Here is a 16,567-nt window from a genome sequence, read left to right on the forward strand (position 1 = left end):
AAAAAGAAGAACCGTTCGGAATTTTGAGAATTCCGAACGGTTCATTTATTATAAAGGACTTATGTCACAGCCCCTTTAGATTTAAAACGCGTAATGTTTAGTAGTTATTACTTCAAAGACTTCCATACCCAGTTTTCAACTTCTGGAAGATCCTTACCTTCGTCACGGATGTATTGGTTGTGCTTTGCAACCATGTCATCCATCTTTTGAGCGAAGGCAGCACCCTTTTGTTCGTAACCCTTAACATTAAGAACAGCATCCTTAGCTAAGTGGTAACGATCAAGTTCGTTCAAGACACGCATGTCAAATGGTGTCGTAATGTCACCATTTTCACGGTAGCAGTGAATGTGAACGTTGTGGTTGTGACGTGGGAAGAAGAGTGATTGAATCATGTCTTCGAAACCGTGCCATGCAAAGATTACAGGAGCATCAGTGGTGAAGTAACGATCGAATTCTTCATCAGTCAAACCTTCAGGGTTCTTTTCAATTGGCATTAACTTCATAATGTCAACAATGTTGATGTAACGAATCTTCAATTCTGGGAAGTTATCATGAAGAATGCTGATAGCAGCCAATGCTTCTTCAGTTGGTTCAGTACCAGCAGAAGCAAAGACAACATCAGGATCAGCACCTTGGTCAGTTGAAGCCCAGTCAACATAGCCAAGACCATTCTTAGCAATTTCAGTAGCTTCATCAATGGAGAACCATTGTGCACGTGGGTGCTTGGAAGTTACAAAAATGTTGATGCATTCACGGTTACGGAATGCAATGTCAGATACAGCCATTAATTCGTTAGTATCTGCAGGAAGGTATTCCTTAACTAAGTCAGGACGTTCCTTTTCGTACATGTGAGTTAACAGACCTGGATCTTGGTGAGTGTAACCGTTATGGTCTTGTTGGAATACAGTAGACGTATCAACAAAGTTCAATGCTGGGTAATCATGACGCCAGTACATTTCCTTAGCCTTACGTAACCACTTCATGTGTTGAGTCAACATTGAGTCAACAACCCGACCAAATGATTCGTAAGTAGCGAAGAATCCATGACGTCCAGTCAGAGTGTATCCTTCAAGCCAACCTTCTGCTTGGTGTTCAGAAAGTTGTGAATCGATCATCCGACCTGAGTGGTTCATGTCTTCATCGTTTGGTTCATGGATGTCTTCCATCCATTGACGCTTTTGTCCGTCAAGGATTGCGTAAAGACGGTTAGACTTAGATTCATCAGGACCAAAGCCACGGAAACTGTTAGGGTTCAGTTCAGCAACCTTGTTCAGGTACTTACCCCATTCAATCATGTCTTGCTTAACAACGGAACCTGGAGTCTTAACGTCAACGGCAAAGTCACGGTAATCTGGAAGAACCAATGGCTTAGGATCAATTCCACCGTTAGTGATTGGGTTCATTGCCATCCGCTTGTCACCCTTAGGAGTAGTCATTGTAACTGCTTCTACTGGATGACCATTTTCATCAAATAATTCTTCAGGCTTGTAAGACTTCATCCAGTCAACAAGCATGTCCTTGTGTTCCATATCATCTTGAGATACCGGAATAGGAATTTGGTGAGCACGGAATGAGTTTTCGATTGGGTTACCATCAAGATCCTTCTTAGGACCAGTCCAACCCTTAGGAACACGGAAGATGATCATTGGCCATTGTGGCATTGAGTCATCGTTGTTTTCACGAGCGTTCTTTTGGATAGCCTTGATTTCTTCAACGGCCTTGTCCATAACCTTAGCCATTTCTTCGTGAACTTCCATATGTGGCTTTAAACCGTCAAATTCGCCATTAGTGTATGCTGATACGAAGTATGGCTTCCAGCCCATTCCTTCGAAGTACTTAGTAAGTTCTTCATTGGACATCCGCGAAACAATCGTTGGGTTAGAAATCTTAAAACCGTTGATTTGAAGGATTGGTAATACCGCACCATCTTTGATTGGGTTGATGAACTTGTCTGAGAACCATGAAGCAGCCAATGGGCCAGTTTCAGCTTCCCCATCACCAATTTCAACAGCGGCGATCACGTCTGGGTTATCTAAGATCGCACCAACACCGTGGGAAAGGGAGTAACCTAATTCCCCACCTTCGTGGATTGAACCTGGAGTTTCAGGGGCAGCGTGTGAAGCAGTACCACCTGGGAATGAGAAGTGCTTGAATAGCTTAGCCATACCCTTAACATCCTGAGTAAAGTCAGGGTAAATTTCAGTGTATGAACCATCCAAGTATGAGTTGTTAACCATTACTTGGCCACCGTGACCGGAACCTTCGATGTAGAACATGTTCAGGTCGTACTTATTAATGACACGGTTTAAGTGTGCATAAATGAAGTTTTGAGGAACAATCGTACCCCAGTGACCAATTGGCTTTGGCTTTACATCCTTAGCCTCTAATTCTCGACGTAACAGTGGGTTGTGCATTAAGAACAGTGTACCAACTGAAAGGTAGTTAGCAGCACGCCAGTAAGCATCAACATTTTCCAAGTATTGCTTGGAATCGTAATCTACTGTCATTGTAATATAACACTCCTTCTATAAAGAAATAACTACGTATTCAACTAAAGTAACGCATCGTAAATCTATTCAATTTACGACTATAATGATAAAGCATTTTAGTAAAAAGTCAACCTTTTTGAAAATTGATACGGTCCAATTATTCAAGATCAAAAAGACTGTTATATCAGTCTTTTAACGACTTCTTTAACATTTAAATATCAATTTAATACAAAAAGGACACGGAATTTTAATCTTTTCCATGCCCTGATTTAATTAATTTTGGCCTAGTGAAACTAATTCTGCCGGTGTAGCAATTAAATACGTTGGTTGTTCACGTTTTAGGCTTGCAACGTCAAAAGCATCCCATGTAACTCCACATGTATGAACGCCGGCTGCTTTTCCCATCTGTAAATCATAACGGGCATCGCCAATCATCAAGCTATCATCCTTTTGTAATTGGTACCTATCCAGCAATAGCAGGATTCCATCGGGTGCTGGCTTATAGTGCTCTACTTGGTCACAACCAACAACATCTTTAAAGTAATCTATAATTTTTAGATTTTTCAAATTACGTTCAACTGCATCCGTCCGTTTGCTCGACACAATAAATAGGTTTTGATGCTGCTGAGTTAATTGATCCAGCATTTCTTGAATTCCTGGATAAAGTTTAGTGGAAGCAAGCTCATAGTCACTATAAACTTCCCGAAATCGGGTCACCAATCGCGTAGCTTGTTGTGCCGTTAGTTTCTCATTCGCCATTTGGGGAAAGGAAACTTCTGCTGGAATCCCCATTGCATCAAGAATCGCATCAGTTGGCGGCACTGTTAAGCCGTTGTCCTGGAATGCCTGTTTTGTCGCCTTAACAGACGCGTCCCCAGAACTGGCTAGTGTCTTATCAAAGTCAAAAAAGTAATTTAATAACATCTATTTCTCCTTTTTTAACGCCAGTCTCAGTCAAAACTCTTTTTTGCTTCTTTATTTTAGCATGCTTAATCTAAAACTTCAGAATGCTACATTAAAAAAACGAGGCCACTCTCGCGGTCCCGTTAATCATCAAATTTGATTTCTATTTAATTTATAGGTTTGGATCCATATCAAAAGTTAGCTTGGACATTTCAACACCCTTAGTCATCAATTCAGCCATTAGAGTCTTCGTCCGCTTGTGAACTTCGTCAAGCATTTCCTTTGAACGATCATTCAGGTATGCAGTCGCATCCTTATCTGACAATCCATCAAGCTTGGCTGTGTTTTCAGCAACCCAGCTGTGGAAGTATTGCCGAATATTCTTCAAATAATCTAGATCTGGCTTTGCAAATTCTGACATGTGTGATTCAACAATCATTGAAAGTTGACGGAAGAGCCAGTAAGTACTGTTGGAATCTAGATCCATCTTCATCGGCGTGTTCCGAAGCCGTTCGTCATTATCGTCCACTTGGGCGAAGAATGGCATGTATGGTGAGAATGATGGAATCCCACCGAACGTCATCCACATAATTGCTGATGCGGATTCAGGCACGTTCGGCCGAATTTGCATGATGTGTGAGTTTTGCGTACGGTTCAATGAAATTGGCCGGTAAAGCAGCTTTTGTTGCGGTGTCCCCAAGTGACCCATTGGGTCGTATGGGGTATTGTCATAGTGAGAGCTCAAATACTTTTCAAGGTCCTCAACCGTAAACTTGTGTTCTGCCTTCATTACGAATGGTAAATCAAAGTCTTCTGGATCCATCTTCTTGTCTGGGCTGAATAAGAAGTGACCATACCATTGCCGTGGCGTATTGTAATGAAGGTCAAAGACATCCGCGGTCCCAAAAATATGACGGAAATTCCATTCGTCAATATCAGGGTTCAGATGGTTCTTTTCAACAAAGTCTTGAATACCTTCTGACCACATGAAGTTATCTGGATCATTAAAGTCAACATCCTGAATGGCTGCCCGGTTTCCAGTAACAGCATAACAGTCATCTGGAATCCGTTGGGCAACCCAGTGGTGACCGGTAGCGATTTCCATGTACCAAATATCATCTTTGTCAGAGAAAATCACACCATTGCCTTCAGCAGAACCATACTTAGCAACTAACTTGCCAAGGTATTCAACTCCTTCACGAGCACTATTAATGAATGGCAAAACCATTGCCATCATTGCATCTTCATTAATCCCGGTTTCGGTGTTCATTGGGTCAGCCGCTAAAACACGTTCATTGGCGTAGAAGCTTTCCGTTGCTGACATTGCAATGTTCTTTTCATTGAAGCCATTTTCGTCGAAAGTTCCTTCCTTCTTCAAATCAACGTTTGGCACCCCTTGGTAGCGATAACCATCTGCTGGCCGATCGCCAACAAATTTATTCAAGTAGGCATGAACTTGGTTCGGATTGTTATGATAAGCAGGATAAACAACAAAACGTTGTGGCGTGATCGCAGCCGGTGTATCGTCGTTACGACCAGCCAACGTTGAACCATCAACCGTCGCATTCTTACCAACTAAAATTGTTGTACATGCAGTAAGTTTTTTTCTCATGGATAAATCCCTTCTTTTTAAAAAACTAGCGACTTGTTATTTTAATTTTAGTCCTGAACAAGAAAACGGTCAATTATTCATTAATGACGTTTTAAGTTAACAATTAGTCGCAATACCAACCAAAGAGTGATGTTGACCACAATTGAAAATCCCAACGCTCCCATTAGTGGATGGACAAAACGAACTAATTGATCACCCAACCTTTGCGGGGTTTCAACTAAACTTAAGCCCAATGAAATAATTACCAAGAAAACAACCAGTGTTACCAATCCTTGCCGACTATTCTGCAAATCAGCGGTACTGAGGTCAAAGCCACCGATGCTAATGTTGGTCATTAGGATGATCCATAACAAAAATCGCCACCATGATACCGAAAAATCCGTTAACTGGCCACCATTAATTGGACCAAATAAATGACAGTAAATTGATGGCACTAGCCAACGTGTGCTCAGAAGCATCACAAACGCGCAACCAATCACCGGGGCAATTCCAATAAAAAAGTTACCAATTTTCTGATAGTAGCTTTTATCATTCCAAACATGACTGACGTAGCCCAGTCCGCGATCGTTCGAAACATTAGCATTCGGAATATGTAATAGGCTTACCCGTTTGATCCGATGACCAAACAGCAACGCTGTGATTAAGTGGCTTAATTCATGAATAATGATTCCTAAGCCACCCAAGATAATCTGACCATAGAAGCCACCCAGTGAAATTGATAAGCGTTTGTTAGCGCGACTAATTACCACCACAACACTGCCACTAACCATCGGGATAATCATTGTCCAGCCAATGATCATTCCTAGAATATGAATAAACTGATTCCACATTATTTTTGTTGTAAATCGGCAAATTCGGCGTGCACAAGCTTTGCTAAATCGTTGGCATTCACTTCGACTGAACGTCCAATCTGGCCAGAAGAAACGTAAATCGTTGTCTCCTTTTTAGCATCGGAGTCAATAAATATCGGAAAATGATTCTTCTCATAAATTCCCACCGGAGTATTGGCACCATGAACATAACCAGTCGTCTTGACTAATTTTTTCAGCGGAACCATCGCTACTTTTTTATTGCCAGACACACGGGCCAACGCTTTTTCGTCTAAATGCGCATCAATTGGTACTACACCAACTAACGGTCCCGTTGTTGGCCCCTCTAATACTAACGTTTTATAGATCCGGTGTTCATTAATTCCCAGATGGTCCACGCTCATTGATCGCACATCACCATCCTGGTGAGTTGGAAATTCCAATTGCCGATATGCAACTTTATTTTTATCTAAAATTTGTTCAACTTGGGTCTTCTTCAACTGACCCTTTTTCTTCTTTTTACTCATAAAGAATTGGGCTCCTTTTTTGAAAAAATACCGTTTATGGAACGGTCCAATTTTGGAAAAGTGATTACCACTTCATAAAAGTTTGGTATACTAATTATAGATCATAACAAACACAATTAACTTTCCCAACCTTGGGAGTTTGGAGCAATTAATTATGTCAGATTTAGTATACCGCTCAGTAATGAGAGATATAAAAGGGAAAATTCTAGAAAATGAATATCCAGGAATGAAGCTTCCCGATGAACGAAGCCTTAGTGAAATGTACCAGGTTAGTCGAAGTTCGATCAAGCGAGCCCTGGATGTACTTGTTCAACAGGGTATTATCTTCAAAAAGCGCGGTTCTGGAACCTTTATCAACCCCCTATACCTGAAAAACCGCGCAATGTTTCGCTATGAAGGTAGTAATCTAGGCATCACTGATAGTTTCAAGTTTGATGGTAAAAAACAAAGCATCAAGTTATTAAACTACCGCGCAATCCCTGCTCCAGAAGAAATTCAACAGGATTTGTTTCTAAAGGGCAATGAGTATGTCTACAAAATCGAAAGGCTGCGTCTAATTGATGACCAGCCATTTATGATTGAAACGGGATATATTCCAATTAAAATTTTACCTACACTCTCACCAGAGATTTTAGAAAACTCCATTTTTAATTATCTTGAAACAGAGAAAGGTAAAACCGTTACCCGTTCATATTTGACATTAACGGTATCCCCGTCTAGCGCCGTCGATCAAAAACTCCTGAAGCTTACAGCGACCGAGCCAGTCGGAATTATGGAAGGGGTCTTCTTTTTGGATGACGGAACCCCCTTTGAAGTTTCGAATATGCGGATCCACCATCAATACATGCGTTTCAACACCTTTGTCAGTTTAGGAAAGGACTAATCATGATTAAAGCAATCGCCGTTGATATGGATGGCACCTTTTTAAATTCACAAAGTACATACGATCACGAAAGATTTGCCAAAGTTTTTCAGCAATTACAAGCTCACCACATTCAGTTTATCGTTGCCAGTGGCAATCCGATCTATCAACTAAAAATGGCCTTCCCAGACTACGTTAATGACCTCTGCTTTGTTGCCGAAAATGGTGTAGAATGTTTTGACCACAACCAATTAGTATACTGCGGTGAAATTACCTCGGAGGCCATTCAGGGAATTCTCCAATTACATCTCAGTATTCCTGGCAGTACCTTTCTCCTTTCAGGGCTCCACCACGCATTCGTATTTAAAGATGAAAACCCAGACTTCATCCAACGGATTCGCCACCATTACCCACGCATGGTAATGATTGATTCTTTAACTAACATTGATGATCAAATCGTTAAACTGCAAATGGATGTCCCTGGTGAAATGACGCAACAAATGCAGGACCAGATTAACCATGACTTTGCCAGCCAATTAACTGCTGTCTCCAGTGGTTATGGCAACCTGGATTTAATTGTCAGCGGGCTTGATAAAGCAACTGGGTTGAAAGCGTTAATGAAACGTCACGGTTGGCAGAATCAAGAAATCATGGCTTTCGGCGATGGGCAAAACGATATGACAATGCTCCAACTAGCCGGCGAAAGTTATGCCATGCAAAACGGTGATCCGCGAGTGATTCAGCTCGCTAAACACACTGCCCCTACTAACGACCAAAATGGCGTTCTCGTCACAATTGAAAATTACTTACAACAATTAGCTTAAGACTGGGCACTCTCAGTCTTTTTTTAGAAAGGATGATTGTAATGCTTCCGCAACTAGGGTTAAAGGGTAGTTCTGATCTGCGACAAATTAACGATCGCCTCCAGTATCAGCCAACGACGTACGAATTTTATACCGATCAAAATGACTTCACTGACGACGGCTACCGGCGATTAATCGATGCTGTTCAATACGTTCAAAGCCGCGGGGTCCAAAATATTGTGATTCATCATCCGATGGTTTTTGACAATTTGCATACTGACCTCGTTGCCCCAGAAAGCAAATTTCCGCAATTATATCGATTTATCGAAACGTCAACTGAACAATTAATTCGCCTGGCCACTGATCAACATGTCCAATGCTTAGTCCACGGCGCCTACGCCAAAGAAACCCCACTATTTATTCAGGAGTATCCATCCCTGAAAGCTGCTCAACAAGCAGTGTTTAAGCGCTTAGATCGTTTTAAAATAATGGGTGGTTGCCAAATTATGTTTGAAAATTCCATCTCACCGATTTTTAGTTATGGAGATCCAACCCTAGAAGATGAAATCCTTAGTCACCACTACCGACTGGCTTTTGATACCTCCCATTGTTTCATTTTCAGCCACGGCAGCAATCAACAACTGCAAGCATCCTTGCACCACCTGGCCACATCCATTGTGCACTATCATCTGGTTGACTCACTGGGTAAGACGCATGACAGTTTACCACTTGGTAAAGGAAAAATTGACTGGCGTGGTGTCCTACCACTTCTCAACCAGAATGCTACTAGTATTTATGAAATCAACTTAAAAAATAACGATGACTGTCAAGAACAACTTGCCAGCCACCGTTACCTGGTTTCACTGAATCATTAATTATTTTTTCCGTGGTGTCACGGGAGTCGCCATTTGTTTCATTTCTTGCAATAGCTGAACCGTTAAAATACGTTGAAACGCTGTGTTAACAACCAGTTGCAACATTTTTTCGTTGGTAGCGGTTAAGACATGATTATCTGGAATGACCGTATCCTGCAAATGATGATTAAATAACTCCACAAAACGGTTATAAATGACTTTTGGATAATTATTAATCGTTAACTGATCAATGCCCGCTTTAATCTGATCAAGCGAGTAGATGTTTTTGAGGAGTGCAATGGCAAATAATGAAGCAATTTGATATGCAGAATATTTTTTCTTGACGGGTGCCATAATGGCACCCTTTTTTACGTAGTTGTTCACCATCGACTTCGTCAGCGGTTCAATATGCAAACCGATCAAATGATCATTCACATACGATACTACTTGATCCACGTATAAATTCATTTCTGGCAGCTCATCCCAGCTTGCTAAATGAATTTTTTGTAAACTTCGCCGCCAGGTTTGAAATGTTTCATCACCCATTTTGTTTCCTCCTCTGTCGAAGCATCTAGTAATTAATATACTATAACTTGGTATTAAAAACTAGATTCCAATGGACTGGTTTCGATAATCATCCGTCACAATTGCTTGGAAAATAACGCGGCTGACCGCATCAAGATTACTTTGATCACCGCTAAACGGTTGTCCTTCTGGAATGATTGAACGATTGATTTGATGTTCCGTCAACGGTAAAGTCCGGACAATTGTATACGGATATTCCAGTTCATCAATCATTTTAATCGCGTAGAGATGATCAAGCACTAACGTTTGCGCCTTTTCGCCATACCAGCGTTTCACCTGTTCATCAGTGGCATCGTCAGCGGTGCCCACAATCGATTTCATCACAATTTTAGCGGGCGTCACAGGACTCTGATCCAGTAAATGAACTAGCTGCTCTACTGATAAATCCACTCGTGAATGATCGGCCGGCAGCCAGCAAAGCGTGGCTAAGTTATCAATTGAATCGGGAAACTCCTCTAACACCTTACAATGATCAAGCTGCTGGCTGAGTGCCTGGCAAAGGCCATCTTGTCCCTGATTAATGATTATTATTGGTCCCATTTTTTCGTCTCCTGTAAGCGGCTTATTTTTTGTTATTACCAACGTTTTACCTATTTCGTCCTTAGTGTACCATGGTATAATAATAGCCGTTGTGCAATATTAACTTAATTATTACTTTGTAACACGTCTTAAATACTTTAAAATGAGGAGTCTTTAACTTTGGATCAGAGTCAGATAATGATCAATATTTTGATCATCATCGTCACCTTTATCTTCGCTGCCTTTTTTGTCGCAGCTGAGTTTGCCCTAGTTCAGGTTCGAATAACTGCACTGCAAGAAAAACAAGCTGCTCGCCAAAAACCATCGATTAAGATTAAACGAGCAATTAAGATGGTTTCCAACCTGACCGAATATCTTTCTACGACCCAAGTTGGTACTTCAGTGTGTGGAATCATTCTTGGTTGGATTGGTGAACAAACACTCGAAGAATTGCTCACAGATGCCCTTCAACTCCCGCACTGGTCACTGAATTCAAGCCTCGTGCATGTTATTAGTGCTGTCGTTGGGGTATTATTACTAACTTATCTAGAAGTGGTATTGACCGAAATTGTTCCGAAAAACATCGCCATCGACATTCCCGTTAAAATGATGATGGCAACCGTCACGCCACTTCACTATTTCCACATCATTTTCTATCCGTTTGTGTGGTTACTAAATTCATCCGCCAATGGAATTGTTCGATTATTAGGAATGAAACCTGCTGACGAGAATGATGAAGTGCTTTCACAGGGCGAAATTATTAGTTTAACCCGTAATTCCGTGAAGGGCGGCGAACTTGAACGCGGCGACCTGCTTTATATGGAACGCGCCTTCGAATTTAACGACAAAGTCGCTAAGGATATCATGATCGACCGAACTCAATTAACTGTGATTGATATTCGTAAAACCGTGAATGAGGCTTTAACCGAGTATATTCAAACCAAATATAGTCGCTTACCGGTGGTTGCAGATAACGACAAGGATAAAATTGTCGGTTATGTATTTAATTACGATTTAATTAAGCAGTCACGGGTTAATGGTGACTTAGCAGTTTCTAAGGTCTTACGACACTTACCAACGACTTCTGAAAATACGGCCATTACCGAAGTCCTCGGTCAAATGATTCGGACACGGGTCCCAATGGTCGTTGTCGTTGATGAATATGGTGGAACATCAGGCATTATCACGGATAAAGATATCTATGAAGAACTGTTTGGAACTGTCCGCGACGAAATCGATAACGTAGCTGATAACATGATTAGCAAATTACCTAACGGGAATTTTAAAGTTGATGGTAAAACGACCACCTATGACTTTGAACGTTTCTTCCATGAAGACATCAAAGAATTCGATACTGATGATGCCGTCACCCTGTCTGGATACGTTATTGATAATTTTCCCCACGTCAAATCAAATACAACAGTCACCATTGGTAATTTACAATTAACCATTCGTGATTATGAAAATTCATATATTGATTGGTTTGAAGTCCGCAAATTGACTTCCGCTAATCCGACCCCCAGCACTCAAAATAATTTTTAGGATTGGAGAAATTGAAACATGGAAAAAATGAACATCTTATATATTTCAATTGAAGGTAATACACGTTCATTTCTAAAACGTCTGCAGGCATTTGCCAAACAGCAGCACAATATTAATAGTCAAAATTTGGAAATTAATCTTAAGGAAATTTCTGACCAAACGATCCCTGAAGCAGAACCAGCAGACTTTTTTGCATTCGTTCCAACTTATCTTGATGGTGGCAATGGTTTTGACTCTGGCTTTCATGAATTAATGACCAACGCGCTCGGTGAGTACATTGCTGCTAATCATAACGCTGAAAAGTGCATTGGAATTGTCGGCAGTGGTAATAAGAACTTCAATGAACAGTATTGCTTAACTGCGCGCCAGTACAGTGACATGTTCAAAACCCCATTTTTAGCTGATTATGAACTGCGGGGAACGGATGAAGATATCGATAATATTTACGCTATCTTGCAAAAACGTTGGAAAGCGGTTAAAAACTAAATTGATCAATTAATATTATTAAGTCAGTAGTGAGTTCACTCTCACTGCTGACTTTTTTAATTTAAGAAAACGTTTTATTTGTAGTTACCATCCGCCCACCATAGAATAAAAGTGAAAACAATCTTAGGAGGTAATAATTATGGTTGATTATGCAAAACGTCAATTGAAAGCATTGGATCGGATCGCAAAGAAAATTGCTGATGCTGAAGGTCACCTAACCAAAATTGAAGACAGTATTGATAACAAAAAGCACCGAACAGCTCAACATGAAGTCATCAAGGATATTAAGTCTATCTTGAAGCACTCACGCAAGGTCAGCAAAGATGAAGAAAAAATCATCGAACACTCTGGTGAAGGTCACAAAGACTCTACCCGCAACCACTACATTTACGTTGAAGACGAAGAACCGGTTATTAAGGATCTTGTTAAGCACTATGAAGAACTAGAAAAGAACCTTGATGAACTACCTGATAATGAAGGCGGTAAAATTAAAGCCTTTCGCGCTGAACACAACTACCTTGAAAAGGCTAAATATATTTTACAAAAAGCCGGTAAATATGCAGAATAGCTAGCAACATTTAAATGTGGAGGTGTTGGTTATGACTAACTATCCGAAACGTGAGTTAAAGGACCTCAATAATGTCCTCAATAAGGTCGCCAATATTGAAGGCTGTATCGCTAAATTAGAAACTGAAATTAAAGCTCAGCAAGATCACGCAACTCAAAGACAGATCAATAAAAATATCAATGGGATTCGGCGCGGCGTACGGACAATTATTAAAGATGAAGAGCGCATCGCCGAAGGGACTTGCTTAGCTAACCATGATAATCTAAAAACCAAAATCTATCTAAATCAAACTCAAGCCAAACTCACTCATTTAGAAAATGCTTTAACTAAACTATGTCAGGACTTTGCAAAACTTCCCGCTACTAAAGTTTCCAACTCAAAACATCATTCGCCAAAACTCACAATGGCCAAGTTGGTAATTAATAAAGCAAATGCATCACGTAAATATGCACCAGCATCTTGAATCGCTAATCCAAAATGAAATAATGAGAAAATAAAAGACAGCTTTGAAACCGGCAACACCGCTCTCAAAGCTGCTTTTTTATTGTTTAAATTCTGCTGAGTATTAATTAAACCGGATTTTTGTCACCACCGGAAATGTACCAAGTGACTCCATATTTATCAACAATTTGGCCCAATTGGCGACCCACTAAATGGTCCGCAAACGGTAACGTCACCCGTTGTTGGTCAGAGGCCGCTAACCGATCAAAAAGCTCTTTTGCCGCTGCAACATCACCACCAAAGTCAAGAAATAATGAAACAAGTGATGAAGCCTGTGGCATTGTCATTGTGGCGTCACCACAAAGAATCCGATGACCAGCTACTTCAAATTGCCCGCGTGCTGTTGTCGTAGATAAATCCGCTACATTTAACCCTAGCGTTTGAACTTGTTCTTCTGTAAAAGGCGTTCTTTCGATAATTTCAGCACCAAATTCATGAACGTAATAATCCATGGCTTCCTTACTATTTTCGAAAGTTAAAAAGGGATATATGTCTGCCGCCATCGTTTTCCTCCGTAAAAAATCTTCTTATAGTATAGTTTTTTCATTCTTCTTAGTCAAATCAGCTTCCATTAATATGCTACTATAAGGATAGTTATTCAAGATTGGAGAAAAGTCATGCAACAATCAAGATCATCTTCCAAAGCACTGCTGATTACTGGCATTATCCTGCTTGGTGCTTGTATGCGAGCGCCCTTTACTGCATTACCATCGGTCATTACCGAAATTAGTGCCAGCTTTCACGTGCCAGTAACTAACCTTGGTATTTTGACAACCATTCCGTTACTGTGCTTTGGTATTTTCTCGTCAGTTGTTCCCATCATTTGTCGTCGGCTAGGCAATGAAATTGCAATTCTACTAGCACTCATTGTCTTAATTATCGGTGCTTACTTACGGGTAATTACCTATCAAACCCTTTTAGCCGGAACATTATTGTGTGGGTTAGCCATTACTTTCATCAATGTTCTGTTGCCAGCAATCATTACAGAACAGCTCCCCAACCAGGTTGGTTTAATGACTAGTCTCTACGGTGTTTCCTTGGACATGTTCAGTGCCTTATTTGCATATATAATTATCCCATTAACCCTGCTTTGGAATTGGCGGATTGCCGTAATGCTCATTTCCAGCTTAGCAGTCGTGACTTTTGGCATCTGGTTGCCAAATACCAAAATAAAACGCGGCGGTGTTCGCCCAACTAATACTCACCGTCACCACAAATCCATTTGGCAAAGCTGGCAAGCCTGGTGTTTGCTGTTCTACATGGCCGGCTCTTCAATGTCGTTTTACATTACGGTGACTTGGTTACCAACGATCGCACGAAATTACGGTATGGCTAGTAACGCCACTGGGATTATCGCTGGCTTTCTCCAGCTATTTTCCATGCCGGCAGCCTTTATTATTCCACTTTGGGCCAGTCGTCTAGCCCATCGTCAATCATTGATTATTGGCTCGTCATTGCTAACTGTCATCGGCTTCCTCGGGTTATTGATTCCGACCGCCAATTTTGCCTATTTCACAATTATCACCCTTTGCTTAGGATTAGGAACCGCCGCGAGTTATTCATTGATTATGACGCTCTTTGGGTTAAAGACTACTAATGCCAACACTACTCGTGACCTATCTGGAATGGTTCAATCACTCGGCTACATCATCGCTGCCGCCGGACCGGTGACCACCGGTTGGTTAAAAGCAGCCACCGATAACTGGGATTGGAGTTTAATCGTTTCGGCTTTAGTCGTGATTATTTGCACCATCTTTGGCCTGTTATCAGAAAAAGAAGCACTAATTGAAATTTAACAAAAAATTTTGAGCTAGACCAATTTTTGCTAAACGTTTGACAAATCCCTCAGTGACGATTAATCAGTCCTTTAAGCCATTTTGTTACAATTTTAACAAGTCAAGAAAACGCTCCCTTTTTTAATGCAATCGGTTGTTTGAAAGTATATAATCATACTCGATGAGCGAATATAACGAGTATTCAAGAGGAGTGAATATTTTGGCTAAGGAAAATAAAGCTGTTATCACATTATTTGGAGCTGCCGGTGATTTAGCACAGCGCAAGCTCTATCCGTCACTATTCAAGTTATATCAAAAGGGTTACATTGGTGAACATTTTGCCCTCTTAGGAACTTCACGTCGGCAAAAGAGCGACGAAGAATTCCAAGAAATGGTTGCTAAATCAATTAGCGGTCTGCAGGAAACAACTAAGGACCAAGCTAAAAACTTTGTTAAGCACTTCTTCTTCCAATCACACGACGTCACCAAACCGGAACACTACGTTGCGTTAAAAGAACGAATCATTGAGCTGGATCAAAAGTTCGAAACTGATGGTAACCGCCTCTTCTACATGTCCATGGCACCACAATTCTTTGGGACCATTGCGCTAAACCTTAAGAAGCAAGGCTTGCTTTCTGACGATGGCTACAACCGACTCGTCATTGAAAAGCCATTCGGTCGTGACTTTGATTCTGCAAAGAAACTCAATGATGAACTTTCTGAAACATTTAACGAAAACCAAATTTTCCGAATTGATCACTATCTCGGTAAGGAAATGATTCAAAATATCGAAGCCCTGCGCTTTGGTAACACCATCATCGAATCACTTTGGAACAACCGTTACATTGACAACATTCAAGTAACATTAAGTGAAAAACTTGGTGTCGAAGAACGGGCCGGTTACTATGACAAATCTGGTGCTCTGCGTGACATGATGCAAAACCACATCATGCAAGTCGTTGCACAATTAGCAATGGAACAACCTGTTTCATTTACTGACAGTGATGTTCGGGTTGAAAAGATCAAGGCATTACGGTCACTTCGCGTTTACACCCCTGCTGAAGCTGCATCCAACTTTGTTCGTGGTCAATATGATGCTGGTCAAGACACGGATGCCTACCGGAATGAAGACGGGGTTGATCCGCACTCTAACACCGAAACATTCGTTGCCGCTAAGTTATTGTTTGACAACTATCGTTGGTCAGGAGTTCCATTCTATGTCCGGACAGGTAAGAAGTTAGCTGATAAGTTTACCCGGATCGATGTGGTCTTCAAGAAGCCATTGATTGATATTTTCGCTAACCCCCGGATGAAGTCCGAACAATCACTCAAGAGCAATGTCTTGACGATTTTCGTCGAACCAGATGCTGGGTTCTCACTCCGTGTGAACGCCAAGAGTGCTGGTCAAGGGTTCAACACTGAACCAGTCGACTTGAAGTTCATGCAAGATGATTCAACAAAGGCCGAATCACCAGAACCATATGAACGACTTTTCCATGACGCTCTAGAAGGCAACCACACCAACTTTGCTTCATGGTCTGAAATTGCTTACGCATGGAAGTTCGTGGATGTTGCACGGAAGCTTTGGGACATTGAAGAACCACAATTCCCGAACTACGTTCCTGGATCCATGGGTCCTGTTGCTGCCGATGAATTACTAGAACGCGATGGCCGGCAATGGGTTTACCGTTTGAATAAATAATCAAATTTACAAAATTTACGGGACCAAGCA

At 41.1% G+C, this 16,567-nt stretch carries 17 protein-coding genes; 9 read left to right on the top strand and 8 right to left on the bottom strand.

Going from position 1 to position 16,567, the window contains the following annotated elements; genetic code table 11:
* Positions 1-107 precede the first annotated feature (107 nt).
* The 5 genes from Q0C76_RS01310 to ybaK all read right to left on the bottom strand — a co-directional run bounded on the left by Q0C76_RS01310 (position 108) and on the right by ybaK (position 6,340).
* Entirely contained in the window at positions 108-2,507 is a 2,400-nt protein-coding gene (locus tag Q0C76_RS01310; protein WP_295728694.1) for a phosphoketolase family protein, read from the bottom strand.
* Between the two features lie 255 nt (positions 2,508-2,762).
* Positions 2,763-3,413 carry an HAD family hydrolase gene (locus Q0C76_RS01315; protein ID WP_295728697.1) on the bottom strand — a complete coding sequence of 217 codons (651 nt, stop codon included), beginning with the start codon at positions 3,411-3,413 and terminating at the stop codon, positions 2,763-2,765.
* Positions 3,414-3,564: 151 nt separating this feature from the next.
* Complete coding sequence (locus Q0C76_RS01320) at positions 3,565-5,004, bottom strand: C69 family dipeptidase (protein WP_295728699.1); 1,440 nt, start codon at positions 5,002-5,004, stop codon at positions 3,565-3,567.
* Between the two features lie 80 nt (positions 5,005-5,084).
* Positions 5,085-5,834, bottom strand: a complete 750-nt coding sequence (locus Q0C76_RS01325; protein WP_295728702.1) for a hypothetical protein — start codon at positions 5,832-5,834, stop codon at positions 5,085-5,087.
* Positions 5,834-6,340, bottom strand: a complete 507-nt coding sequence (ybaK, locus tag Q0C76_RS01330; RefSeq protein ID WP_295728704.1) for a Cys-tRNA(Pro) deacylase — start codon at positions 6,338-6,340, stop codon at positions 5,834-5,836. Before ybaK ends, Q0C76_RS01325 begins: the two co-directional genes overlap by 1 nt.
* 154 nt (positions 6,341-6,494) lie before the next feature.
* On the opposite strand from ybaK, the gene Q0C76_RS01335 reads away from it, so the two are divergent.
* From Q0C76_RS01335 to Q0C76_RS01345, 3 genes are read left to right on the top strand one after another with little or no spacing between them, the layout of a single operon-like run.
* Positions 6,495-7,223, top strand: coding sequence for a GntR family transcriptional regulator (locus Q0C76_RS01335; protein ID WP_295728706.1), 729 nt, complete (start codon positions 6,495-6,497; stop codon positions 7,221-7,223).
* Positions 7,224-7,225: 2 nt separating this feature from the next.
* A complete protein-coding gene (locus Q0C76_RS01340) occupies positions 7,226-8,026 on the top strand; it encodes a Cof-type HAD-IIB family hydrolase (protein WP_295728709.1) in 801 nt (266 codons plus the stop codon).
* Between the two features lie 32 nt (positions 8,027-8,058).
* Positions 8,059-8,880: a TIM barrel protein gene (locus tag Q0C76_RS01345; RefSeq protein WP_295728711.1), complete on the top strand. Its 822-nt coding sequence runs from the start codon at positions 8,059-8,061 to the stop codon at positions 8,878-8,880.
* On the opposite strand, the gene Q0C76_RS01350 is transcribed toward Q0C76_RS01345, so the two are convergent.
* Entirely contained in the window at positions 8,881-9,405 is a 525-nt protein-coding gene (locus tag Q0C76_RS01350; protein ID WP_295728712.1) for a DUF1836 domain-containing protein, read from the bottom strand.
* Between the two features lie 60 nt (positions 9,406-9,465).
* Complete coding sequence (locus tag Q0C76_RS01355) at positions 9,466-9,984, bottom strand: saccharopine dehydrogenase related protein (protein WP_295728714.1); 519 nt, start codon at positions 9,982-9,984, stop codon at positions 9,466-9,468.
* 159 nt (positions 9,985-10,143) lie between these two features.
* Here Q0C76_RS01355 and Q0C76_RS01360 point away from each other — a divergent pair, with 159 nt between their 5' ends.
* The 4 genes from Q0C76_RS01360 to Q0C76_RS01375 all read left to right on the top strand — a co-directional run bounded on the left by Q0C76_RS01360 (position 10,144) and on the right by Q0C76_RS01375 (position 13,022).
* The gene (locus tag Q0C76_RS01360) at positions 10,144-11,505 is read left to right on the top strand and encodes a hemolysin family protein (RefSeq protein ID WP_295728717.1); all 1,362 of its coding nucleotides are present in this window, start codon (positions 10,144-10,146) and stop codon (positions 11,503-11,505) included.
* Between the two features lie 18 nt (positions 11,506-11,523).
* Complete coding sequence (gene nrdI, locus Q0C76_RS01365; RefSeq protein WP_295728720.1) at positions 11,524-11,991, top strand: class Ib ribonucleoside-diphosphate reductase assembly flavoprotein NrdI; 468 nt, start codon at positions 11,524-11,526, stop codon at positions 11,989-11,991.
* 139 nt (positions 11,992-12,130) lie between these two features.
* On the top strand, positions 12,131-12,559 hold the full coding sequence (locus Q0C76_RS01370; protein ID WP_295728723.1) for a hypothetical protein: 429 nt from the start codon (positions 12,131-12,133) through the stop codon (positions 12,557-12,559).
* A gap of 31 nt (positions 12,560-12,590) precedes the next feature.
* Positions 12,591-13,022: a hypothetical protein gene (locus Q0C76_RS01375; protein WP_295728726.1), complete on the top strand. Its 432-nt coding sequence runs from the start codon at positions 12,591-12,593 to the stop codon at positions 13,020-13,022.
* 106 nt (positions 13,023-13,128) lie between these two features.
* Here the strand turns inward: Q0C76_RS01375 and Q0C76_RS01380 are convergent, their stop codons facing one another.
* The gene (locus Q0C76_RS01380; protein WP_295728728.1) at positions 13,129-13,563 is read right to left on the bottom strand and encodes a VOC family protein; all 435 of its coding nucleotides are present in this window, start codon (positions 13,561-13,563) and stop codon (positions 13,129-13,131) included.
* A 114-nt stretch (positions 13,564-13,677) separates the two neighbouring features.
* Here Q0C76_RS01380 and Q0C76_RS01385 point away from each other — a divergent pair, with 114 nt between their 5' ends.
* Positions 13,678-14,856 carry an MFS transporter gene (locus Q0C76_RS01385; protein WP_295728730.1) on the top strand — a complete coding sequence of 393 codons (1,179 nt, stop codon included), beginning with the start codon at positions 13,678-13,680 and terminating at the stop codon, positions 14,854-14,856.
* Between the two features lie 199 nt (positions 14,857-15,055).
* Positions 15,056-16,537 carry a glucose-6-phosphate dehydrogenase gene (gene zwf, locus Q0C76_RS01390; protein ID WP_295728733.1) on the top strand — a complete coding sequence of 494 codons (1,482 nt, stop codon included), beginning with the start codon at positions 15,056-15,058 and terminating at the stop codon, positions 16,535-16,537.
* Positions 16,538-16,567 lie beyond the last annotated feature (30 nt).

This window comes from uncultured Limosilactobacillus sp. (assembly GCF_934202705.1).
GTDB lineage: Bacteria > Bacillota > Bacilli > Lactobacillales > Lactobacillaceae > Limosilactobacillus.